The sequence below is a fragment of the Actinocrinis sp. genome (assembly GCF_035938995.1).
Lineage (GTDB): Bacteria > Actinomycetota > Actinomycetes > Streptomycetales > Catenulisporaceae > DASZGI01.
Genome location: NZ_DASZGI010000421.1, coordinates 1 through 22,495 on the forward strand (window position 1 = coordinate 1; position 22,495 = coordinate 22,495).

The 22,495-nt window shown below is 70.2% G+C and carries 15 protein-coding genes; 8 read left to right on the forward strand and 7 right to left on the reverse strand.

Annotation, left to right across the window (positions count from 1 at the left end; all coding sequences use genetic code 11):
• The first annotated feature begins 471 nt into the window (after positions 1-471).
• Positions 472-1,095, forward strand: coding sequence for a M48 family metallopeptidase (locus VGZ32_RS28385; protein WP_326889309.1), 624 nt, complete (start codon positions 472-474; stop codon positions 1,093-1,095).
• A gap of 275 nt (positions 1,096-1,370) precedes the next feature.
• On the opposite strand, the gene VGZ32_RS28390 is transcribed toward VGZ32_RS28385, so the two are convergent.
• The 5 genes from VGZ32_RS28390 to VGZ32_RS28410 all read right to left on the reverse strand — a co-directional run bounded on the left by VGZ32_RS28390 (position 1,371) and on the right by VGZ32_RS28410 (position 7,314).
• Positions 1,371-4,076: a CHAT domain-containing tetratricopeptide repeat protein gene (locus VGZ32_RS28390; RefSeq protein ID WP_326889332.1), complete on the reverse strand. Its 2,706-nt coding sequence runs from the start codon at positions 4,074-4,076 to the stop codon at positions 1,371-1,373.
• 18 nt (positions 4,077-4,094) lie between these two features.
• Positions 4,095-4,574: a hypothetical protein gene (locus VGZ32_RS28395; RefSeq protein WP_326889310.1), complete on the reverse strand. Its 480-nt coding sequence runs from the start codon at positions 4,572-4,574 to the stop codon at positions 4,095-4,097.
• 28 nt (positions 4,575-4,602) lie between these two features.
• Positions 4,603-5,151 carry a sigma-70 family RNA polymerase sigma factor gene (locus VGZ32_RS28400; RefSeq protein WP_326889311.1) on the reverse strand — a complete coding sequence of 183 codons (549 nt, stop codon included), beginning with the start codon at positions 5,149-5,151 and terminating at the stop codon, positions 4,603-4,605.
• Between the two features lie 62 nt (positions 5,152-5,213).
• Positions 5,214-6,383 (reverse strand): S8/S53 family peptidase, encoded by a 1,170-nt coding sequence (locus VGZ32_RS28405; RefSeq protein ID WP_326889312.1) that lies wholly within the window; start codon positions 6,381-6,383, stop codon positions 5,214-5,216.
• A gap of 454 nt (positions 6,384-6,837) precedes the next feature.
• Positions 6,838-7,314, reverse strand: coding sequence for a hypothetical protein (locus tag VGZ32_RS28410; protein ID WP_326889313.1), 477 nt, complete (start codon positions 7,312-7,314; stop codon positions 6,838-6,840).
• Between the two features lie 299 nt (positions 7,315-7,613).
• On the opposite strand from VGZ32_RS28410, the gene efeU reads away from it, so the two are divergent.
• Both efeU and efeB read left to right on the forward strand, forming a co-directional pair.
• Positions 7,614-9,752 carry an iron uptake transporter permease EfeU gene (gene efeU / locus VGZ32_RS28415; RefSeq protein ID WP_326889315.1) on the forward strand — a complete coding sequence of 713 codons (2,139 nt, stop codon included), beginning with the start codon at positions 7,614-7,616 and terminating at the stop codon, positions 9,750-9,752.
• A gap of 67 nt (positions 9,753-9,819) precedes the next feature.
• The gene (efeB, locus tag VGZ32_RS28420; protein ID WP_326889316.1) at positions 9,820-11,202 is read left to right on the forward strand and encodes an iron uptake transporter deferrochelatase/peroxidase subunit; all 1,383 of its coding nucleotides are present in this window, start codon (positions 9,820-9,822) and stop codon (positions 11,200-11,202) included.
• Between the two features lie 88 nt (positions 11,203-11,290).
• On the opposite strand, the gene sepH is transcribed toward efeB, so the two are convergent.
• The gene (sepH, locus tag VGZ32_RS28425; RefSeq protein ID WP_326889317.1) at positions 11,291-12,355 is read right to left on the reverse strand and encodes a septation protein SepH; all 1,065 of its coding nucleotides are present in this window, start codon (positions 12,353-12,355) and stop codon (positions 11,291-11,293) included.
• Positions 12,356-12,806: 451 nt separating this feature from the next.
• On the opposite strand from sepH, the gene VGZ32_RS28430 reads away from it, so the two are divergent.
• Positions 12,807-13,472: a trimeric intracellular cation channel family protein gene (locus tag VGZ32_RS28430; RefSeq protein ID WP_326889318.1), complete on the forward strand. Its 666-nt coding sequence runs from the start codon at positions 12,807-12,809 to the stop codon at positions 13,470-13,472.
• Positions 13,473-13,694: 222 nt separating this feature from the next.
• Here the strand turns inward: VGZ32_RS28430 and VGZ32_RS28435 are convergent, their stop codons facing one another.
• Entirely contained in the window at positions 13,695-14,426 is a 732-nt protein-coding gene (locus tag VGZ32_RS28435) for a hypothetical protein (RefSeq protein ID WP_326889319.1), read from the reverse strand.
• A 197-nt stretch (positions 14,427-14,623) separates the two neighbouring features.
• Between VGZ32_RS28435 and acnA the strand changes: the two genes are divergently transcribed.
• The 4 genes from acnA (at position 14,624) to VGZ32_RS28455 (ending at position 22,399) form a co-directional block, all read left to right on the forward strand.
• A complete protein-coding gene (gene acnA / locus VGZ32_RS28440) occupies positions 14,624-17,383 on the forward strand; it encodes an aconitate hydratase AcnA (protein WP_326889320.1) in 2,760 nt (919 codons plus the stop codon).
• A gap of 627 nt (positions 17,384-18,010) precedes the next feature.
• On the forward strand, positions 18,011-19,333 hold the full coding sequence (locus tag VGZ32_RS28445; RefSeq protein WP_326889321.1) for a DUF1800 domain-containing protein: 1,323 nt from the start codon (positions 18,011-18,013) through the stop codon (positions 19,331-19,333).
• Between the two features lie 106 nt (positions 19,334-19,439).
• Positions 19,440-20,720: a DUF1501 domain-containing protein gene (locus VGZ32_RS28450; RefSeq protein WP_326889322.1), complete on the forward strand. Its 1,281-nt coding sequence runs from the start codon at positions 19,440-19,442 to the stop codon at positions 20,718-20,720.
• A 578-nt stretch (positions 20,721-21,298) separates the two neighbouring features.
• The gene (locus VGZ32_RS28455; RefSeq protein WP_326889323.1) at positions 21,299-22,399 is read left to right on the forward strand and encodes a sugar ABC transporter substrate-binding protein; all 1,101 of its coding nucleotides are present in this window, start codon (positions 21,299-21,301) and stop codon (positions 22,397-22,399) included.
• Positions 22,400-22,495 lie beyond the last annotated feature (96 nt).

Sequence of the window (22,495 nt, forward strand, 5' to 3'; positions counted from 1 at the left end):
AGTGCGACGGGACTCTTCTCCGCTGCGAACAGCGTTCGGCTTTCCCGCCACCGCGTCTCAGCATCGCTTTCCGGGCGGAAACACGCCGCGGGGCCCCCAGGCGCACGCTCCGCCCTACGACGCCTCATGGCTGCCGCGGCAGAGCTGTTTTCCGAGAGCCCCGCATCCATTGGCGACGCTACGGTCTAGCGGCCCGGGCCGTCAATCGAGGGGCCCGAATGGCTGTGGATAACCCTGGGGATAGCCTGGGGAAAATCCGGCGTGCCGTTGTGCACAAGTCGAAACGGCTTGTGGAAAAGCTTGTGAATTGCCCTTCGGCGGCCGGGCTGACCAGCGCGGGGAAAGAATCTTGGGCCGATCGGTCAATCTGCGGCCTACGGGGTCGTCCGGATGGCGGTGTGGACAAGTTTTTCAGCCGCGTCTCGACCGCGGTACGGGCCATGACGCCAGTGAGCCGCTAGTTTGGACATCGTGGCAGCGGACCGCACCGATCGTCCCGCGGCCGGGACTGGTCCGACCGACCCGGCCGTCGAGGTGCGCCGCTCCCCACGCCGCCGCCGCACCGTGTCCGCGTACCGGGAAGGCGACCGAACGGTCGTGCTGATCCCCGCCCAGATGTCCGCGAAGGAAGAGGAACGCTGGGTCCGCGCGATGGTCGAGCGCCTCGAGCGTCGTGAACGCCGGAGCGCTCTCGACGAGCCTGAGCTGGCCCGCCGTGCGGCAGTGCTTTCCGCACAGTACTTGGGTGGGAAGGCGCGCCCCGTCTCCGTCCGCTGGGTGAGCAATCAAGCCGCGCGCTGGGGCTCGTGTACCCCAGTGGATGGCACGATCCGGATCTCCGACCGCGTGCGCAGCCTGCCCGACTACGTCGTGGATTACGTCCTGCTGCACGAACTCGCCCACCTGCTGGTGCCGAACCACGGCCCGGCGTTCTGGAACCTGCTCGCGGCGTACCCGCGCACGGAGCGGGCGAGGGGCTACCTCGAGGGGTACGCGCGATCGCCTCACGGGGCGGAGGAAGAGGACGGGCAGGGGCACGGGGAGGATGAGGACGTGGACGACGCGATGGGCGGCGACGAGAGCGCGGCGGTGTGAGAGTCGCGCGAAGGTAGCGGCGGCGGCAGGTGGGGGTAGTGGGGTGACGCGGCTGGTCAGTGGGGGTGTGGGCGCCAGGGGACGGGGAGGATGAGGACGTGGACGACGTGATGGTCGAGCGTGAACGTCGGAGCGCTCTCGACGAGCCTGAGCTGGCTCGCCGCGCGGCGGTATGAGAGTCGCGCGAAGGTAGCGGCGGCAGGTGAGGGGTAGTGAGGTGACGCAGTTGGTCAATGGGGGCGTGGGCGGCGGGGGGATGGGGTGGGGCGACCGCGTCAACCGGCGCCGAAGCAGACGAAGCCGCGGGCGTCGGGCACCTTGTGTTGAGCGACGGTGAGTGCGAGCGCCGGGGACGCGCCTGCTGCTAGCTGCTCGTGGAACACGCTCATCAGCGTCTTCGTCTCCGCATCGCCGACCGGGACTACCGCGGCTATGAGGGTGCGGGTGCCGAGCGCGAAGACTGCGCTGGCCACGCCCATCAGTTCGTCGCCCGGTCTGATGCCGGACAGCGCCGTATCACATGCCGACAACACCAGCGTCCTCGGCGCTTGGCGTAGCCGTTCGAGGTCGTACACCGTCAGCGGACCGTCGGCCAGGTCCAGGCTGGAGAACAACGGGTTGTCGGCTCGGAATCGGCCGTGCGCGGCGATGTGTGCCAGGTCGGCTCCGTCGAGCGCGTCCGCTACCGCCTGTGCTGTCGCGTCCTCTCCGTACAACGGCTTCGCGAGCGGATAACGCTTCGCCAGCTCCTCGATTTCCGCCTCCGCGTGCGGCGGGCCCGGCCCGCAGGCGAGCGCTACTCGCTCACCGCGTGAACTGGCGGCAGTGTGGGCGGGCCACTCGTCGTGCCCGTCATGGCCGTGCTTGCCGTGCGTGCGCTCGCTGTGTCCAGCGTGTGCGCTCATGGCCGTGAGCCAGGTGCGGGCGGACGGGGCCACAGTCACTGGCCGTCCGTCCGTCGAGGGCAGCACGGACCATGCCAGAGCGTGCAGTGACCCAGTGGGGACTAGTACCAGCGCCCGGTTCTCGATCAGCTTGCCCATCGGCCGCAGGAGTGCGTTATCCAGCGCCTGGCGTGCATAGTCGAACGCCGCGTACGTGGCCTGCTGCATCGCCGCGGAGCCGTACCTCAGGGCCATCCGCTGCAACGAGAAACGCAGCGACTCCAGTTCATCCAGCACCGCCTTGTACGAGCCGAGGCGATGATGCCGCATCCGCCCTTCGACGAGGCTCACCGCGTGCAGATCGTCGCCGTGGCGCACGAACTCGACCAGCGCCCGGTCTTCCAGGCGCGTGGCGAGTGCCTTCAGATCCAGCGGCGGCTCTGGCGCGTAGTCGCCTCCGGGTGCGAACCGCGCCAACTCCCTGATCTCGCGCTCCAGCCGCACCCGCAACGTCTGCAGGCCGCTGATGTTCTTTCCCGCTAGCCCGCCTTCGCTGATCTGCGCCACCACCGCGCGCAGGCGGGCCAGCTTCGCCGCGAATTCGGTGTCGTCGGGCGGCTGCACCGGGCGTCTTCGCAACGTCGCGGCACGCCATTGCTCGGCCCGCACCAGTACCTGCCGGGGCGACCCGCGGTCCAGCGCCAGCCGCAGGCCGCTTTGCGCCAGGTCCGCTCCGAGCTGGGCCGCCGCCGTGCGCAGGTCCGTCGCCCCGAGCGTGCCCGCGTATTCGGCGACCTCCCGCAGGCCGCGGTCGATCGCCCGGCCCGCCCCGGCCGAGTCTCCGCGCAGCTCGCACAGCGCGGTCTCGGCCTCCCAGCCGAACACCCGCAGCCCGGCCGGTCCGCCCAGCCGGCTCGCCGCGACCTGGGAGTAGAGCTCGACCGCGGTCTGCCGCCGCCCGATCGCCAGCGCGGTGTGCGCCGCCAGCAGCCGCGTCTCCTGCGGGGTGACCAGCCAGCCGGCCAGCTCTGTCTGCTTGATGTTGCGGATCATGTCGCGTAGGAGCGCGGCGCTGCGTTCCCCGGAGGCGAACCGCGCGCCGTGTTCCACCGTTCGGGCCCAGGCCGCCCAGCCGGGTCGCCGCTGCCGGGAGAACGCCACCCGGGCCGCGTGCGCCTGCTCCGCTGCCGCCGCCGGATCGCCCGCCTTGAGCGCCGCGCGCGCTACGGACAGCCGCGACTCGGCCAGGTTGAACGCGAACCCCGACCGCTCGTGGCCCAGCACCGCCTCCTGCGCGCACGCCCGCGCCTCGTCCGCGAGCCCGGCTGTAAGAAGAGCCTCGGCGCGGTCCGTGAGGACGGAGGCGATCGGCTTGCCGTGCTTGGTGGCGAGCACCCGCGCCTCGTCGAGGGTGCGCAGCGCGCGCGGCAGGTCGCCGGCGCGCAACGCGGCGAACCCGAGGTTGAACACCGCGTTCTGGTGCGTGACGGCGAAACCGTTTCTCCGGGCCAGGTCCGCAGCCCGGGTCAGGTCGCGGTCGGCTGCCTCGTGGTCGCCCCGATAGGCGAACAGCGTCCCGCGCAGGTTCAGCATGATCGCTTCCCAGCGTGCGTCGCCGCGCTCGCGCAGGATCTGCTCGGACACGGCGTAGCAGGCCAGCGCCTCCGCCGAGCGGCCGGTGCGCTGAAGCACCAGGCCGAGGTTGACCCGCAGCCGGGCGAGCTCAAGCTCTGTGCCGGCGAGGCCGGTCAGCGCGGCCTCCGCGAGTGCGGCCTCCGCCAGCGCCGCCTGTGTATTGCCTGCGTCGGCCAGGATGACCAGCAGCGACATCCGGGCCTCGGCCGCGCGCAGGGTGAACCCGCGACGCTGGCCGAGGCCTACGGCGGAGCGCAGTGCGGAGCGGGCACCGGCCAACTCGCCGAGCCGCTGCCGGGCCAGACCCAGCGCCCGCAGCGCGACGCACGCCGCTTCGTCGTCGCGGCGCGCCGCCAGCAGCGCCAAGGCCTTGTCGCGAGCCGCTCTGGCGTCAGCGTGTACAAGGTCGACGAGGGCCAGCGCCTCGCCGAGCCGCCGCTCGATGCGCGGAACCTCGGCCATGGTCACCGATTCAGTTTCTCAGGTGTCGACCCATTCAGTCACGACCCGCGTGCCGTCGGGTAGCGAACAGCGCAGCCGGACGAGACCGGCTGGAACAGAGGACAGAGTGAAGCGCCCGAGGTGGTCCACCGGCGCCTGCACCGACTCGTCCGCGCGATGTGCGATCTCCAGCGAGACGTGGTCGGGGCCGGCCGGAACCATTTGCCCGACCAGCCGTCGCGCCCCGTGGATCTCGGTCGCCTCGACCGCGACCGTCAGCCCCGGGGCCTCGAACGTCAACAGCCGGTGCTCCCCGTTGGCGCGCACACCGGCGTCCGCCAGGGATTCCGACTCGATCAGCCGCGCGACCGCCGCGTCGAAGTCGCGCCACGCGAACGCGGCGCGTGCTCCGGCGGTCACCGCGTCCGGCACGGGATCTACATGATCGAACATCACTCCGAGTTTCGCGAGCAGACGCGCGTCCTCGACGTTCTCGCCGACCGAGCGATTGCGTTCCATGTCCGTCCCTCTTCCCCCCGAGATCCCGTCACGATGCTGCCAGCTGGGCTCTTAACCGGTCCAGGCAGCGAGCCCGGGTCGGTCCTATCGATCCGATCGCCATACCCAGCGCCTGCGACACCTGCGCGTAGCTGTCCATCGGGTAGACCGCCAGGACGCGCAGCAGCGCCCGGCAGCGGTCCGACAGCGCCGCGAAAGCGTTCCATAACTCACGGTACTCGTCCTGCACGATGGCCTGGGCTTCCGGGTCGTGCCGCTCGTCCTCGTCGACCTCGTCCGCGCCGTCGAGCACCGGCGCCTCGCGGTCCTGTTTGTGCAGCACGCGGATCGCCTCGCGGCGGGCGGTGGTCGCCAGCCAGCCGGCGAGCCGGTCCGGATCGGTGATCGTCGAGAGCTTCTCCACCAGGCGCAGCCAGGTGGTCTGACAGACGTCCGCCGCGTCGGCGTCGGACAGGCGGAAACTGCGCGCGATGGACCACACGAGACGGCCATATCTGTCCACGAGAAGATCCCAAGCGTCCTGACTTCCGCATACGGCGGCGGCGAGCAGCTCCTGAGTGCTGGACTCCCCATCCATGGCCGTGCCCCTTCCCGCGCAGATCCAACGGTCAGCGCGGGAAAGGGTATCCACTGGTCTGCTCACTCGACCACTACACCGAACTCGTGATGGCGCTTTCGGGTGGCCGGGTCGAGCAGGTTGTCGGCGGCCTCGGCGGCGGTGGACTGCTTGGCGGCGGCCCACTGCGCGATGGCGCCGGCCACGTGCGGCGTGGCGAACGAGGTGCCGGACCAGCGGGCGAAGCCGTCGAACCGCTGGCCGCCCTCGCTCATCTCCTCCAGGAACGGGCCGACCACATCAGCGCCGACCGCGCAGGCGTCCACCCAGTAGCCGTGGTTGGAAAACTCGGCGCGCTGCTCGCAGCCGGGCTGCAGCGCCCCGACGGCGACGCAGCTCTTGAGCGCGGCCGGCCAGAACGGACGGTTCGAGCCGTTGTTCCCCGCGGCGACCACGATGACCGTGTGCTTGCCGAAGCGGGCCAGCGCGTCCGACAGCAGCGGCGAGGGCTCGTCGTCCAGGGTGTAGCCGCCGAGTGAGAGATTCAGCACATCGAGCGTCTCGCCGGTCGACGACAGGCGGCGGTACAGCCGGTTCAGCCCGCCCAGCAGCTGAAGCTCGTCGCAGACGCCGGTGTCGTCCAGGACCCGCTCGATCATCAGGAAGGCGGACGGCGCCTGGCGCAGCAGCACTCCGGCGACGAAGGTGCCGTGGCCGGTCTGCGTCTCGAGGCCGTAGTCCGGGGACCCGGTCAGCGGGTCCATCTGCTCGGCGGTGACCTGCGCGAACCAGTCGGTGCCCTCGAACCACGGGTGGTTGACGATCCCGGTGTCGAGCACCGCGACGAAGGCGCGCCGGGCCAGCGGCTCGGCCGAGACCGGGCGGGGCAGCGGCGAGGCCGGGGCCGGCTCGTTCCACGGGCCGCCCTCGTAGCCGGGCTCGCCGCGCAGCAGGTGGTTGGGGGAGACCGCGATCGGCCCGTCGGCGTGCTCGCGCAGCTCCCTGGCCAGCTCGCCCACGTGCACTCCGGCGTTCGGGTGCAGGTGCAGCCGGCTGACGCCGAGCTCGGGAAGGTCCTCGCGGTGCGCGGTCCAGTGGTCGGTGGCGTGCTGCGCCCGGTCGGCTTGCTGGATGGAGACGAGCAGCTGGTCCTTGCGGTGCAAGGCGAACGTGCCGTTGCCGCCCTCGCTGACGACGGCGTCCCGGTGCCGGGCGAGCAGGCGCTCCAGGCGGGCGCCGCGGTCGAGGCTCATGGGTCTTCCTTCCCTGTGTCAGTGGTCGTCGGCGCCGACCCGCGGGACTCGAGACCAGTCCTCGGGACCGCGATAGCGGCGGTACCGCCCGGTGGGGCGGCCGGTCCGAACCTGCGCCCGGACCGAACGATACGGGGTGGCGCGACCGCGCGGGGGCGCTCCGGACCAGGCCGTACCCCCGTAACGGCCTGACCGGAGACTGCGCCCCCGCGCAGCCGCTCCGGCGCCTGCTCGGATTTACTCCCCCCGCAGGCGCCGGAGCGGTCCCCCAGCATCCACCCCACACTGACCTTGCCGGGGCTTCTCCCTGCGCCTCGGTGACGGTCACCTACAAGAGCGGCGGCGCCGGGGTTCTGATACATCGGCGCCAAGAATTTTTTCGACCGCGCTCAGCCGCTGGTGGTGCGCGCTTTTTAGTACGTCGGGCGGGGGCGCTCGGGCGCTTCGGTGAGCGTCAGCACTCCGATACGAGGGCCTGGTCGCCGGTCGTGACGGTCGCGGTGGTGATCGCGGCCGTGTTCAGGGCGATCGCGTTGGTGGACATGAACACGGCCGCGATGCTGTCGCCGTGCGGTCCGCCGAGCGCGCGGCTGAGCTGCTGCGAGTGGAAGTCCACGACCTCGCACTGCGTACTCTCGACCCCCGCCACCGGGCGCGGGGCGCCGGGCGTCGCGTCCGAGGGCAGGTTCTGCTGAATCCGCGCGATCGCCTGGGCCAGCGGTTGGCTGACCAGCGTCTGAACGTAGCCGACCACGCGTCCCGCGCTGTCTACGGCGATCGCCGAGTAGCCCGCGGTGCCGTGATGCGCATTCCAGCTTGCTCGCATCGCGCCCACGCCGGTCAGGCTGTCGTTCGCCGCTGCGTTCGAGCTGCACCCTGAGGCGATCAACCCGAGCGCGGCGATCGCTGCGGCAAGCACGGTCTTTCGCATGTGCACACCCTGAGTGCTGATACGGACGGACAGTGAGCACGCTAGTCGAAATGCGCAGTTTGAAGCCACCCGATTTAGTCCTGGCCGCACCGGAGCCGGGCCGTGCGGCGCACTGAGGTGTAACCGGTATCACACCGGGTGTTCGCCGTCATCGGGTTGCTACGTCGTGCGCGCCCTGGCATATGGTTAGGCTTACCTAAGTTGATCGTGGTCCGCGGGGCCGCGTCAGTTGGGGCTGTGACCAACCGGGCCGGACGCCGCGCGTCCCGCCGACGAAACAAGCAAGGATCGACCGACACATGTGGAACGCCGCCTTTCCCAGTTTCCTGATCGCGGTGCGCGAAGGTCTGGAGGCGGGCCTCATCGTCTCGATCCTGGTGGCGACGTTGGTGCGGGCGGGCGCGGCTGCCCGGCTGGGGGCGGTGTGGGCCGGGGTGGGTGCGGCTGTCGCGCTCAGCCTCTCCTTCGCGGCGGTGCTGACCTTCACGGCGGCGGATCTGCCTGCGGGCGGTCAGGATGTCTTCGGGGGAGTGCTTTCCATCGTCGCGGTCGCCTTTGTGACGGCGATGGTGTTCTGGATGCGCCGGTCGGCGAGGTCGTTCTCCGGTGACGTGAAGGAGAAGATCACCGCCGCGCTCGGCGGGAGCGGTCTGGTGCTGGCGACCGCGTCGTTCGTGGCGGTAGGCCGCGAAGGTCTGGAGACCTCGCTGTTCCTGTGGACGACGGCGAGGTCGGCGGGGCAGGCGCGCGGCCCGATGATCGGCGCGTCGCTCGGCCTCGTCGTGGCGGTCGCCGTGTGCTGGGCTTTGTACCGTCGCGCGCTGAGGATCAATCTGACCCGGTTCTTCATGGTGACCGGCGTCGTGCTGATCGTCGTCGCCGCGGGCGTGCTGGCCTACGGGCTCGGGGACCTGCAGGAAAGCGGCCTGGTGCCGGGGCACACCGCGTACGCGTTCAATCTCGCCTCGATCGACTCCGGGTCCTGGTACGCGACGCTGATCGCGGGCACGTTCAACCTCACTCCGGCGATGAGCTGGTTGCAGGTGGCCGGATACGTGCTGTATCTGGTCCCGGCGCTGGTGCTGTTCACCCGCGGCGTGCACCCGGCCGAGCCCGCGGCCGCTGCGACGTCGAGTACTGAGACGCCCGCCATCGCGCCGACCCGGTCCGAGCGCCGCGCCGCCGCGCGTGCAGCAGACGAGGCCGCGTTGGTTGAGCGGATCTTGGCCAAGCGCGCCGCGCAGCGGGAACACGCCGCACACGACAGGCGGGTACCGCGCTGGGCCGTGGGCACATCGATCTTCGCCGTTCCCGCGGTCGGCGCGGTGGCCGCCATCGCCTTCCTCGGCACCGGAACTTCCAAGACGACGACCGCGATCGCGCTGAACGAGCAGACGTGCGGGACCGGCTGGTCCAACCCGTCGACCGGAGAGCAGACCTTTGACCTGACCAACAGCGGGGACAACACCGCCGAGGTCTTCCTGATCAATCCGGCGACGAACGCCGTCTTCGCCGAGATCGAGAATCTCGCGCCGGGCACCACTCGGCCGGTCCCGGTCACGCTATCCGCCGGGCAGTACGCCTTCCGTTGCGCCTTCACCGACGGCACCGCGCTGAGTTCGAAGACATATACGGTCTCCGGCAAGTCGTCCGGCGGCACCACCGCGTTCTTGCCGGTCACCGATCAGGACATGCAGCAGCCGGTCGCCGACTATCGCGCCTATGTGGGGCAGAACCTGCCAACACTGCTGGCGGACGGCAAGCGCCTCGACGGCGACCTCGCGGGCGGGAATCTGGCCGCGGCAAAGACCGACTGGCTGACTGCGCACCTGGACTACGAGCGGATGGGCGCGGCGTACGGCACCTTTGCGGACTTCGACGCGAAGATCGACGGACGGGCCACCGGACTGCCCGGCGGGGTGCGGGACGCCTCGTGGACCGGATTCCACCGGATCGAATACGGGCTCTGGCACGACCAGTCGGCCGCGGCGCTCAAACCCCTCGGCGACCAACTGGTCTCGGACGTGCAGGGTCTCATCACGGCGTTCCCGAGCCAGGCGACCGATCCGAACGATCTGCCGCTGCGCACCCACGAGATCCTGGAGAACACGCTCCAGTTCCAGCTGACGGGCATCGCCGATTACGGAAGTGGCACCGCGCTCGCCACCGCGCTGGCCAACGTCCAGGGCACCCGCGAGGTTCTCAGTACCCTGGTCGCTCTCATGCAGAGCCGCGATCCGGCCGCGCTCACCTCGATCAACGGTTGGTTGGACACCGTGACCACGGATCTGAAGGCTGCGCAGAACGCCGACGGTTCGTGGACGTCGCTGAGCGGTCTGACCACCTCCGCGCGGCAGAAGCTAGACGGAGACCTGAGCGAGCTGCTGGAACAACTCTCCGTCGTGCCCGACCTCCTCGAAGAGCGTTCCAGCGCATGACTGCCGTGACGCACCCACTCGCCGACACCCACACCCGTACCACCACGAACGACAGAGGTCTGACCCAATGACCGATGAGCAGCCCACCGCACCACAGACGCCGCCGAACGAGAGCGACGCCGGCACGGGATCGTGCCCCTTCGCCGCACTGGCAGATCAGGGCGCCGTCGGTGATCTCCGCGGTGTTGATCTACACGGCGTTGATCTACACAGCGCACTGCGGCGGCGCTCGCTGCTGCGCGGCGCCGCACTGGGCGCGGCGGGAATGGCCGTCATCGGCGGGGGCGCCGCCGGCGCCGCGACCGCGGTCGCGAGCTCGGACAGCGGCACTACCGGCTCCGGGCGGCTCTTCGAGTTCCACGGCCCGCACCAGCAGGGCATTGTCACCCCGCCTCAGGCTGCGCTCACGGTCGCCTCTTTCACCGTGACCGCAGCCAACGCCGCGGAACTCCAGCAGCTGTTTCGGACCCTGACAGCGCGGGTGCGATTCCTCACCACAGGCGGCACTCCGGACGACTTGGGTGTCGCCTCGCCGCCCGCGGACAGCTCAACCCTCGGACCGGTGGTGCCCAGCGACGGGCTGACCATCACCGTCGGCGTCGGCTCGTCGCTGTTCGACGCCCGCTACGGTCTCGCCGCGAAGAAGCCGGCCCGGCTGGCCCCGATGCCGGTGTTCCCCAACGACAACGTGGGTGGTTCCACCGAGCTGCACGGCGATCTGAGCCTGCAGATCTGCGCCGACAGCCGCGATACCGTGATGCACGCGCTGCGCGACATCGCCAAGCACACCCGCGCTTACATGCAGCCGCTGTGGAAGGCCGACGGTTTCCAGTCCCCGTCCCGCCCGAGCGGAACGCAGCGCAACCAGTTGGGATTCAAGGACGGCATCGCCAACCCGGACGTCGGCTCAGCCTCGGAGACCGCCGCGCTGATCTGGACGCACGCCAGGCAAGGTGGCGAACCGTCGTGGGTGGAGGGCGGCTCCTACCAGGTAGTGCGGATCATCCGGATGCTGGTGGAGTTCTGGGACCGGGTCTCACTGACCGAGCAGGAGAACATGTTCGGCAGGCGCCGGGACAGCGGAGCGCCCCTGTCCGGCACCAACGAGACGGACATCCCGCAGTACGCCGACGACCCCGCGGGGAAGATCATCCCCTTGGACGCGCACATCCGGCTGGCCAACCCGCGTACCGCCAAGACCGACAGCCAGCGGATCCTGCGCCGCGGTTACAACTACGACCGCGGCTTGGACGTGAACGGCAACCTGGACGTGGGCCTGGTCTTCTGCGCCTATAACCAGGACGTGGTGCGGCAGTTCGAGGCCGTACAAACCCGGTTGATCGACGAGCCCTTGGTCGACTACATCTCCCCGACCGGCGGCGGTTACTTCTTCGCGCTGCCCGGCGTCAAGGACGGTTCCGACTACTACGGCTCGGGGCTGTTCGCCTAATCGACTCAGAGTCCTCGTATGCTCGGCCCCGCCGCCCGACGTGGGCGGCGGGGCCGAATGGGTCTCAGGTGCGGCGATCGCGTTGCCGCTACTCGCCCTTGCGCCGCCGGGTGCCGAACACGATCTCGTCCCAGGACGGCACGGTCGCGCGCTTGCCGGGCGTGACGCCGTCGTTGACCGCCTGCTGGTCGGTCTGGCCGCGCAGCCGCTCCTTGTGCGGCCCCACCGGACCGAACAACGCGTCCGAATACGCCGAGCCCGCACCGGCCTGCCGCTGCTTGCCCGCCGACTCGTCGGCGGCGGCCGGGGCGGTGCTCGGCGCCGTCGCGGAGGTCGACGCCGACGCCGCGGCCGCGACCGGGCGCAGCGGCGTGACGACCGAATCGCCGCTCCCGCCCGGGTTTCCGGTCCCGGAACCGACCGGCGGCGCGGTCGACGCGGCGGCAGCGGCGGGCCGCTGCTGACCGTGCCAGGTCGGCAGCGCGGTCACCGGCGACGGCGGGCGCGGCGCGGTCGGCTGCCCGAGTTCGGCGCCGGTCGGAACGCGTGGCGGGCGCGGGGTGAACGGGAACGCGTTCTCCGCCGCCACATCGCTCGACAGCAGCCGCGCCTCGTCGTCCGCGGGCGTCACCAGCCGCCGCGGCGCGTCGAAGGCCCACGTCGCGTCGTACGGCAGGCCGCCGATCCGGAACGACAGGCGCACCGTCCAGATCCCGTCGTCGCGCCGCCACGAATCCCACTGCGCGGAGTCGTGATCCGGATCGCGCTGGGCCAGCCGCTCGCGCACCACGTCGCCCAGCTTCGGACCGTGCGTCTCGCCGGCCCGGCGCACCTGGGTGTTCTGCGCCCGCTCGGCCATGAACGCCCGCTCAGCGAGCACCGGACCCTCGTACCGGCGCACCCGCTCCAGCGGGATCCCGGCCAGATCGGACACCTGCTCGGCGGTCTGCCCGGCCCGGATGCGGGCCTGGATGTCGCGCGGACGCAGCTGCGCGTCCAGCTCTATCTCGATCTGGCCCAGGCGCGCCCGGTCCCCGCGCACCGCGGCGCGCAACCGGTCGTCGATGGCGAGGAAGAACTCCTGCCCGTCCGGGGCGCGCAGCACCAAACGGTCACCGTCGCCGGTGACCGCCATCACGCGCAGTTCGGTCATGAGACCTCCTGGGTGGTGCCGCGCTGGAGCTTCCTCAGTGTGGCGCGTGAATCCGGAGTAGGGGAAGATGCCACGCCCGTTCGGCGCAACGTGCGGGAGCGCGCGCTACCCGATCGGGCGACCACCGCCGGGAAGGCACGCCGCAGACTGCGCCGTTCGGCCTTGATCCGCGCGGTCATGTCTCGTTATCCCCCCTGGCGCTGCCGGAAACCCTTGGCGTCGTCGGCGATCCTGGCGTGCAACGGCTCACTCCACCGTATCAGCGTGCGCAGCTTGAGCGGCTGCGCGACGCGCATGGACGGAAGGGCGGCGCGGCACGGATCTGGGCCGTCCGAGCCGGAATTCTCCGCCTGCCGGACCGTAGTTCCGTTATTGACGTTGAATTGTAGCGAAGACGGCGCCGCCGACACACGTGGAATCATTCGGTCAACGGCTGTGCCGACTTGAGAAGATGTCGGACGTGCATGCCAACGCTCTACATCTGCCGGTGCTGTTCGACCTGCTCGGCGTTTTCACCGCCGCGTCCTCCGGCGCGCTCACCGCGCTGCGCAAGGGCCTCGACCTGGTCGGCGTACTGGTCCTCGGGGCGGCCACCGGCCTGGGCGGCGGCGTCGTACGGGACTTGATGATCGGCGCGATCCCGCCGGCCCTGCTGACCGACTGGCGATATCTGACCATTGCGACCGCCGGGGCGGTCGCGGTGATCGCGGCGGAATACCGCGGGGTGCCGGCGGCGGACCGGGTGCGTCCCGGCACGCCGCTGGCCACGGCCTTCCACCTCGCCGACGCCGTCACGCTGGGCTGTTTCGCGGTTTCCGGAACTGGCAAGGCGCTCGAGTACGGATTGGCCTCCGTCCCCGCCGCGCTCATGGGCGTGGTGACGGCGGTCGGCGGCGGAGTGATCCGCGACATGTTGGTCAACGAGGTGCCGTGGGTGTTGCGGCGCGAGCTGTACGCGGTCCCGGCGCTGATCGGAGCCCTGATCATCGTGGCCTGCGCCCGTTTCGAGCCGAACCTGGCGCCGATGGCGTTCGTCGCCGCCGCGGTGACCGCGGCGCTTCGGCTGATCTCGTTGCGCCGCGGCTGGAACGCGCAACTGCCGCGCGCACGGCGGTAACGGCCGCGAAACCGCCGAATTGACCGGCCGGGCGCCGCTCGAAGAACGCGCATATTCGAGGTCTGGCGCCGACGCCGGCAATTCGGCGGCTATTGAAGCGCGATTCCCGATTTCGTGCACGGTGCGGGGAATCCGCGCCACGGGGCGGCGGTCCAAGGATCCCGAGAACGGCTACACGACTACTACAGCGGCAGCTACTACGAGGGCAGACGAGGACGGCTACTACAGGGACAGCGGCACGATCTCTCCGTTGCGGTCGAAGAAGCACCGCCCGAGGTCGACGTAGTCCGCTCCGCGCGGACCGTGGATGTGGATCCCGGTGAAGACCGCCACGTCCGCCGGTACGTCGTCGTCCCGCAGCACTTTGATCACCGCGTCGGTGTCCTGATCGATCAGGTCCCGCGCGATCCGGAGGATGGCGAGCAGGTCCGTGTTCGCCGGATCGGCCACCCGCGGGGTGATCCGCTCGCGCAGTCGCGATTGCTCCGGGTCGTACTTGTCCAAGTACGGGTAGTCCGAGGTGTGCACGTCCCCGCCGCGCAGCTCGTCGTGCAGCGCCATCAGGGCGCCGCAGGTGTGCGACGGCCCGGGCACCCCCGGCCGCTCGCAGTTGCCGAGCACGCCGGCGTCGTCGACCCCCACATGGGTCAGTCCGATCACGACGAAGGTGCGCCGCCCCCCGACGATCGGGGCGTGCCCACGGGCCGCCGCGACGCCGGTGCGCCCGAGGGTGAGCAGCCCGGCCAGCCCGGCCATGTTGAACGCGGGGCCCCAGGCCCGCTGCAGCTCGGCGGTCAGCGCGAACGCGAGCTCGTCCCGGCAGGTCGCGATCAGCGGCAGCGCCGAGCCGCGATGCACCCCGTGCGGCGCCAGGCAGTCCTGCGTCGAGTTGACGAACTGATTGGCGGGCAGGGCGTGCGGGAAGTCGCGGGCCATCGTGTTGGTGAAGCTCACGACAAAACCCCCGTTCAGTGTCGGTTCCGGCCTTCGCCGTCCGGGCGCGGTCTTAGCGATCGTCGCACAGACTTTGGCGTAGGGCGGTTGCGGGCTCCTAGAGCACCGGCCGGACAACGGCTACCCGGGTGCCGCGCCGGGGCTAGGATGAGGTATCTTGACGTCGAGATAATTGGGAATCAGTGAGGAGAGCCGCGATGTCAGCGAGCAGCGCGACCGGAAACGCCGGGCCCGACAGCTTCGGCGCCCGCGGGCGCTTGAGCGTCGGCGACGAGTCGTACGAGGTCTTCCGCCTCGCCGCGGTCCCGGGGGCCGCGCACCTGCCCTACTCCCTCAAGGTGCTGCTCGAGAACCTGCTGCGCACCGAGGACGGCGCCAACATCACCGAGGCGCACATCCGCGCGCTGGCCGGCTGGGACCCGGCCGCCGAGCCGGACACCGAGATCCAGTTCACCCCGGCCCGGGTCATCATGCAGGACTTCACCGGCGTGCCCTGCGTGGTCGACCTGGCCACCATGCGCGAGGCCGTCGTGGCGCTGGGCGGCGACCCGGCCCGGGTCAACCCGCTGGCCCCGGCCGAGCTGGTGATCGACCACTCGGTCATCGCCGACGTCTTCGGCACCCCCGACGCCTTCACCCGCAACGTCGACATCGAATACCAGCGCAACCAGGAGCGCTACCGCTTCCTGCGCTGGGGCCAGACCGCCTTCGACGAGTTCAAGGTCGTCCCGCCCGGCACCGGCATCGTGCACCAGGTCAACATCGAGCACCTGGCCCGCGTCGTCGTGGCGCGCGCCAGTGCCCATGGAACAGTCCAGGCCTACCCGGACACGCTTGTCGGCACCGACTCGCACACCACGATGGTCAACGGCCTCGGCGTGCTCGGCTGGGGCGTCGGCGGCATCGAGGCGGAGGCGGCGCTGCTCGGCCAGCCGGTCTCGATGCTCATCCCGCGGGTGGTCGGCTTCAAGCTCAGCGGCAGCCTGCCGGCCGGGGCCACCGCCACCGACCTGGTGCTGACCATCACCGAGATGCTGCGCAAGCACGGCGTGGTCGGCAAGTTCGTCGAGTTCTACGGCGAGGGCGTGTCCGCGGTCCCGCTGGCGAACCGGGCCACCATCGGCAACATGTCGCCCGAGTTCGGCTCCACCTGCGCGATCTTCCCGATCGACCGGGAGACCGTGGACTACCTCAAGCTCACCGGCCGCAGCGCGCAGCAGCTCGCCCTCGTCGAGTCCTACGCCAAGGAGCAGGGACTCTGGCACGACGCCTCCCACGAGCCGAAGTACTCCGAGTACCTGGAGCTGGACCTCTCCACCGTCGTCCCGTCGATCGCCGGCCCGAAGCGCCCGCAGGACCGGGTGATCCTCGCCGAGGCGAAGGCCAAGTTCCGCGCCGCGCTGCGAGACTACGTCAAGGACGCCGACGAGTCCGGCTTCGAGTCGTTCCCGGCCTCCGACTCCCCCGCCGTGCACAACGGCTTGGCGAAGCCGACCCCGGTGACCGCGCCCGACGGCAGCACCTTCGAGATCGACCACGGCTCGGTCGTCATCGCCGCGATCACCTCGTGTACGAACACCTCCAACCCCTCGGTCATGATCGGCGCCGCGCTGCTGGCGAAGAAGGCCGTGGAGAAGGGCCTGCACGCCAAGCCGTGGGTCAAGACCACGCTAGCGCCCGGCTCGAAGGTGGTCACCGACTACTACGAGCGCTCGGGCCTGACCCCGTACCTCGACAAGCTCGGCTTCAACCTCGTCGGCTACGGCTGCACCACCTGCATCGGCAACTCCGGCCCGCTGCCGGACCACGTGTCGGCGGCCGTGAACCAGGCCGACCTGGCCGCGGTCTCGGTGCTGTCCGGCAACCGCAACTTCGAGGGCCGGATCAATCCGGACGTCAAGATGAACTACCTGGCCTCGCCGCCGCTGGTGATCGCGTACGCGATCGCGGGCACGATGGACTTCGACTTCGAGCGCGAAGCCCTCGGCGCCGACCCGGACGGGAAGCCGGTGTACCTCAAGGACATCTGGCCCTCCCCGGCCGAGGTGCAGGAGGTCATCGGCTCGGCGATCTCGGCCGAGATGTTCTCCTCCGGGTACAGCGACGTCTTCGCGGGCGACGAGCGCTGGCAGTCGCTGCCGACGCCGACCGGCAACGTCTTCGAGTGGGACGCCGACTCCACCTACGTGCGCAAGCCCCCGTACTTCGAGGGCATGCCCGAGACCCCGGCCCCCGTCGAGGACATCTCCGGTGCGCGCGTGCTGGCCAAGCTGGGCGACTCGGTCACCACCGACCACATCTCCCCGGCCGGCTCGATCAAGGCCGACTCGCCCGCCGGCAAGTACCTGGCCGAGCACGGGGTCGAGCGCCGCGACTTCAACTCCTACGGGTCCCGGCGCGGCAACCACGAGGTGATGATCCGCGGCACCTTCGCCAACATCCGGCTGCGCAACCAGCTGCTGGACGGCGTCGAGGGCGGCTACACCAGGAACCTGCTGACCGGCGAGCAGACCACCATCTACGAAGCCTCCGCCGCCTACCAGGAGGCCGGCGTGCCGCTGGTCGTGCTGGCCGGCAAGGAGTACGGCTCGGGTTCGTCCCGCGACTGGGCGGCGAAGGGCACCGCGCTGCTCGGCGTGAAGGCCGTCATCGCCGAGTCCTACGAGCGGATCCACCGGTCGAACCTGATCGGCATGGGCGTGCTGCCGCTCCAGTTCCCGGCCGGCGAGGGTGCCGCGTCGCTCGGCCTGACCGGCGAGGAGACGTTCGAGATCACCGGCATCACCGCCCTCAACGACGGCACCACGCCGCGCACGGTCAAGGTGAAGGCGACCGGTTCTGCCAGCCCTGCCGTCGAGTTCGACGCGGTCGTGCGCATCGACACCCCCGGAGAGGCCGACTACTACCGCAACGGCGGCATCATGCAGTACGTCCTGCGGAACCTGATCAAGGCCTGACCGGCTGCGAAACCTGTCGCGAAGCTGCGGTGGCCCGCCCCCGAGACCGTTCGGGGGCGGCCCGCCGTGCCGTTGCGCCCCCCACGTGCCGCTCTTCGGCGAAAAGCAAGGGATATCCCTGTAGACGGGTACGGATACGGGCCGGTAACTTCACTGACGCCACAGGTCGAGGCTGTAAGCACGCTGTCTTCTCCGCCCGTCGTGCCCTCACCGCACTTTGAGGAGCTCATCGCGGACTACCCACACCCGCGAGGGGAGCGCAGCACGGCGCCCGGAAAGCGGTGGCCTCCACCGCCGCGAGGGGCCGGGCGGTCTTCGGCGCAACTGCCGCGTCGAGGCCGCCACGGCCGGCTCGAACCTTCTTCAAGGCGGGGAACGTACAGCCATCCCATAGAGGCCGGCGACGACCTAGCGCGCGCTATACGTACACCTACCACGACGACGTGACCGTCTCGCGGCCTGGTGTAGCACCATCCGCCGGCCGGCGACTCGGGACACAATCCCGGGCGCCGGCCGGAGGCACAGTCGTTCCGAAGGCACAGTCGTTCCGAAGGCACAGTCGTTCGGGGAGACAGCCACTCTCCCGTACTTACCCCGGGCTTACGCCGCGGCGCGCACGATGTTTCCATGGCGACTAGTCAGGACCGCGCGCTGATCGGGCACCTGTTGCGGCGCAGCGGATTCGGCGCGAGCGGGGCGGAGATCGACGCCGCGACGGCGGCCGGCTACCCGGCGACGCTGGCCGCGCTGTTCACCCCCACCGCCGACCCCGGGGTGGCGGCGACCCCGCCGCCGTCCGCGGCCACTCTCGCCGAGCCGGCGAACGGCTCTTCCCCCGCTCAGAAGAAGGCGGCGAACACCCGGCGCGCCCAGCAGAGCTACGACCTGGTCGCGTGGTGGATCGCCCGGTTGACCGCCGCGCAGCAGCCGTGGACCGAAAAGCGCACCTTCTTCTGGCACGGCCACTTCGCCACTTCCATCCAGAAGGTCCGCAGCGCCGCGCTGATGCTGCTGCAGAACGAGACGATGCGCACGCTCGGCGGCGGCGACTTCCGCACCCTGATGCGGACGATGTTCACCGACCCGGCGATGATGCTCTGGCTCGACGCGGAGGGCAGCACCGTCAAGGCGCCGAACGAGAACCTGGCCCGCGAGTCCATGGAACTGTTCTCGCTCGGGGTCGGGAACTATACGGAGACGGACGTGCGCCAGGCGGCCCTCGCGCTCACCGGCTGGCGGCTCAACCGGACCTCGGGCGCGGCCGTCTTCGCCCCGCGGTCGCACGCGCCGGGGCCGGAGACGATCCTGGGCAAGACGGCGTCCTTCGACGTCGACTCCTTCACCGATCTGCTGATGGCGCAACCGGTCAACGCGCGCTTCATCACCTCGCGCATGTGGTTCAGGCTCGCCTCGTCCGACGCCGTGCCCGCCGACACGCTCGCCAGGCTGATCGCCGCCTACGGACCCGGCCGGGATCTGACCGCTCTGGCCCGCGCAGTCTTCTCCGACGCGGCTTTCACCGGCGACGCCGCCCGCTACGCGCTGGTCAAGCAGCCGGTCGAGTACGTCGTCGGAACCCTGCGGGCCCTGAAGATCACCCCGCCCTCGAGCGGCTCGGACAAGAACTCGGCCGTCCTGCGCACCGTGCTGAACGGGCTCGGCCAGGTCCCGTTCGCGCCGCCCAACGTCGGCGGCTGGCCGTCCGGGCGGCTGTGGCTGACGACCGCCGCGACGCAGAGCCGCATCACCTTCGCCGAGTGGGCGGCCGCGGCCGGCGATCTGTCGGAGGTCGCCGACGCGGCGCCCAACGCCAGGATCGACGCGGCGGCCCACCTGCTCGGCGTCGACGCGTTCAGCGACCGCACCCGCGCGGCCCTGGCCGACGTCGCCGCCGACCCGCGCGCGCTGGTCGCACTCGCGCTGCTCAGCCCCGAGTACGCGGTCAACTGAGCGGCGCCGGACACACCGCATGCCAGACATACTGCACGACTGGCTGTAACAACTGGAATTAACTGGGCTGTAACAACAGCACTGGGACACCGGGACGGACGCAACGATGGACACCCTCACCCGCCGCAAGTTCCTGCTCGCCTCCGGCGTCACCGGCGCCGCGGCGCTCGCGGTCGGCGGCGCCGCGCTGACCTGGGACACGCTGCACCGCGCCGCGGCCTCCGACCCGCTGCCGCCCGGGCAGGGCATCCTCGTGCTGCTCACCATGTACGGCGGCAACGACGGGCTGAACACCGTGATCCCCGCCGCCGACCCGGCGTATCAGAAGGCCCGGCCCGACCTGGCCTACCAGCCGCAGGAGGTGCTCGACCTCGGCGGCGGGCTCGGCCTGAACCCGTCGATGGGCGCGATGCACGACCTCTGGAAGAGCGGCAAGCTCGCCATCGTGCGCGGAGTCGGCTACCCGCAGCCCAACCACAGCCACTTCGTCTCGATGGACATCTGGCAGACCGCATCGCCCACCGACCCCGGCACGTCCGGATGGCTCGGGCGGTGGCTGGACGCCCAGCCGGACGACAAGCTCCGCGCGCTGCGCGCGGTGTCGCTCGGCGGTGTGCTCCCTCCGCTGCTCGCCGGGGTGAACACCGCCGGGTCCGCGCTGCCGCTCGGCCGGTTTCACCTGCCCAAGGGCGCCGCCGGGACCGCGCTCCAAGCACTCGGCGACCCTTCCGCGCAGGATTGCCCCAACGCGGCCTACGCTGCACGCGACACCGCGGATCTGTTCACCGTCGCCGGCGCATTCGGCTCGAGCCTGACGCCCGCCGGGGGCTCGTCCGGCGCTTCGCGTTCCGCAACAGGCTCTCCAACGGCCTCCGCGTCGCCTTCCACAGGCACGACGAAAGCCGCAGGAGGGGGCGCACTGGCCCAGCAGCTGGATATTGTTGCCTCCTGCATCGAATCCGCTGTGCCTACCCGTGTGTATGCGGTCAGCCTGGGCGGATTCGATACCCACTCCGCGGAAAAGGGCACACAGGGCACCTTGCTCGGTCAGGTCTCTGACGCGATCGGGGCCTTCCAACAACGAATCTCGGCAGGCACGCGCGCCAACGACGTCGTTCTGGTCGCCTATTCGGAGTTCGGCCGGAGAGTCGCCGCCAACGCCAACGACGGGACGGACCACGGCACCGCGGGCCCGGTCTTCGCCGTCGGGGAGTCGGTGCGCGGCGGGTTCGTCGGCGAGCAGCCGTCGCTCACCGATCTGGACGCCGGGGACCTGAAGTTCCACACCGACTTCCGGTCGGTGTACGCCACGGTGCTCGAGCGGGCGCTCGGCGCGGACTCGGCGGCCGTTCTGGGCGGCTCCTTCCCGACCCTGCCGTTCCTGTAGGCCGGGGACCGGCGACGGGGTGGCCGGGTCCGCGGGGGTGGTCCGGTCGCCCCGTTTCGGCACGTCAGCGATCGCGGCCGGGTAGCGGGCGGATAGCGAACAGGTAACGCGGAGATATCTGACGAGGCATCAGGTTGCGATTGGGCAACACGGCGTACCGCGCGGGCCGCGCAGTCGAACGCCGGGTGAAGTGTTCGAATTGTTGCGAGCGGCTTCCGGCGCGGCACCGGCGGAGCACGTCACCGGGTGGACCATGGGGACTATTGGTGTAGACCAATGTTGGTACGAGCCAAATTGATGTGAACACCGTGCGATCATGGCCCCCGCAGCACGTTTCCCAATCGTTACGCCGTCGCGCAAATTCATCCGCATGACCTCTTCACAACGGCCGCCGTGCGCAATACGTTGCCGGTCACAACATTCCGCAGGAGTGGTCACCGGCACTATACGGACGCCAGGGTCGGGACGCTCAGGCCCCTCCGCTCCACCGCGTCCGCAATCCGAACAACTTCAACGTTCCGACGAAAGGGACCCGCGCGATGATGCGAAAGGGAATCCTGGCCGCAGTGGCGGCTGGTGTGACTGTCACGACAGCGCTGGCCGGCTGTAGTTCCTCCAAGGCCCCGGCTACTTCGTCCTCCACCACCAACAACAAGGTCGGCGTCCTTCTCCCCGATACCGCGTCCTCTCCGCGGTGGACCGCCGCCGACCCGGACGAGATCGCCAAGCAGTGCACGGTCTACAAGCTCAACTGCCAGGTGTACAACGCCAACGGCTCCGCCACTGAGCAGGAGACCCAGGCCCAGCAGCTGATCAGCTCGGGCGTCGGCGTCATCCTCCTGGTCGACCTGGACCCGGCCTCCGGCGCGCAGATCGAGGCCAAGGCCAAGCAGGCCGGCGTCGTCGTCATCGACTACGACCGCTACACCTCGGGCGGCTCGGCCGAGTACTACGTCTCCTACGACAACGTGCAGGTCGGCAAGGACCAGGGCACCGCCCTGACCCAGTGCCCGCAGGTCGCCGGCAAGAGCTCGGTCGGCTACGTCGAGATCGACGGCGCCCCCACCGACAACAACGCCACCCTGTTCGCCCAGGGTTACAACTCGGTCCTGAGCACCCAGGCCGGCTGGAACAAGCTGGCCGACCAGACCGGACAGTGGAGCTCCACCGTCGCGCAGACCGTCTTCCAGAGCATGCTCGCCTCCAACGCCTCGAAGATCGACGCGGTCATGGTCGCCAACGACACGATGGCCCAGTCGGTCATCAACGTGCTGACCGGGCAGAACCTGGCCGGCAAGGTCGCGGTCTCCGGTCAGGATGCCACCCCTGGCGGCCTGGACAACATCATGGCGGGCACTCAGTGCTTCACCATTTACAAGGCCGTCACCGGTGAGGCCGACGTCGCGGTCAAGCTGGCCTCGCAGATCCTGGCCGGGACGGTCAAGGCCGGGACGATGCCGTCCGGCGCCGTCTCCTTCACCGGTCCGGACAAGCGCACCATCCCCGCCTACCTGGCCACCCCGACCGTCATCACCAAGGCCAACGTCTCCCAGCCGGTCACAGACGGCTACGTCACCGCCGCCGCTGTCTGCGACAACACCAGCCTGAGCGCCTCCGCGCTCGCGACGCTGATCGCCGAGTGCAACGCGAACGGCATCAGCTACCAGCCCTCCAGCTGACCTGCTGAAGCGCTAAGGACATCCCCGGCCGCTACACGCTCCCGCCTGGGCGTGTGGCGGCCGGGGAGACGTACGTCATGGACCGTACGGAATTAC

Excerpts from the sequence above, each read along its gene's own strand:
- VGZ32_RS28390 (WP_326889332.1), bottom strand. The coding sequence starts at position 4,076 with ATGGCCGAGGTTCCGCGCATCGAGCGGCGGCTCGGCGAGGCGCTGGCC.
- VGZ32_RS28395 (WP_326889310.1), bottom strand. The coding sequence starts at position 4,574 with ATGGAACGCAATCGCTCGGTCGGCGAGAACGTCGAGGACGCGCGTCTG.
- VGZ32_RS28400 (WP_326889311.1), bottom strand. The coding sequence starts at position 5,151 with ATGGATGGGGAGTCCAGCACTCAGGAGCTGCTCGCCGCCGCCGTATGC.
- VGZ32_RS28405 (WP_326889312.1), bottom strand. The coding sequence starts at position 6,383 with ATGAGCCTCGACCGCGGCGCCCGCCTGGAGCGCCTGCTCGCCCGGCAC.
- VGZ32_RS28410 (WP_326889313.1), bottom strand. The coding sequence starts at position 7,314 with ATGCGAAAGACCGTGCTTGCCGCAGCGATCGCCGCGCTCGGGTTGATC.
- efeU (WP_326889315.1), top strand. The coding sequence starts at position 7,614 with ATGTGGAACGCCGCCTTTCCCAGTTTCCTGATCGCGGTGCGCGAAGGT.
- efeB (WP_326889316.1), top strand. The coding sequence starts at position 9,820 with ATGACCGATGAGCAGCCCACCGCACCACAGACGCCGCCGAACGAGAGC.
- sepH (WP_326889317.1), bottom strand. The coding sequence starts at position 12,355 with ATGACCGAACTGCGCGTGATGGCGGTCACCGGCGACGGTGACCGTTTG.
- VGZ32_RS28430 (WP_326889318.1), top strand. The coding sequence starts at position 12,807 with ATGTCGGACGTGCATGCCAACGCTCTACATCTGCCGGTGCTGTTCGAC.
- acnA (WP_326889320.1), top strand. The coding sequence starts at position 14,624 with ATGTCAGCGAGCAGCGCGACCGGAAACGCCGGGCCCGACAGCTTCGGC.
- VGZ32_RS28445 (WP_326889321.1), top strand. The coding sequence starts at position 18,011 with ATGGCGACTAGTCAGGACCGCGCGCTGATCGGGCACCTGTTGCGGCGC.
- VGZ32_RS28450 (WP_326889322.1), top strand. The coding sequence starts at position 19,440 with ATGGACACCCTCACCCGCCGCAAGTTCCTGCTCGCCTCCGGCGTCACC.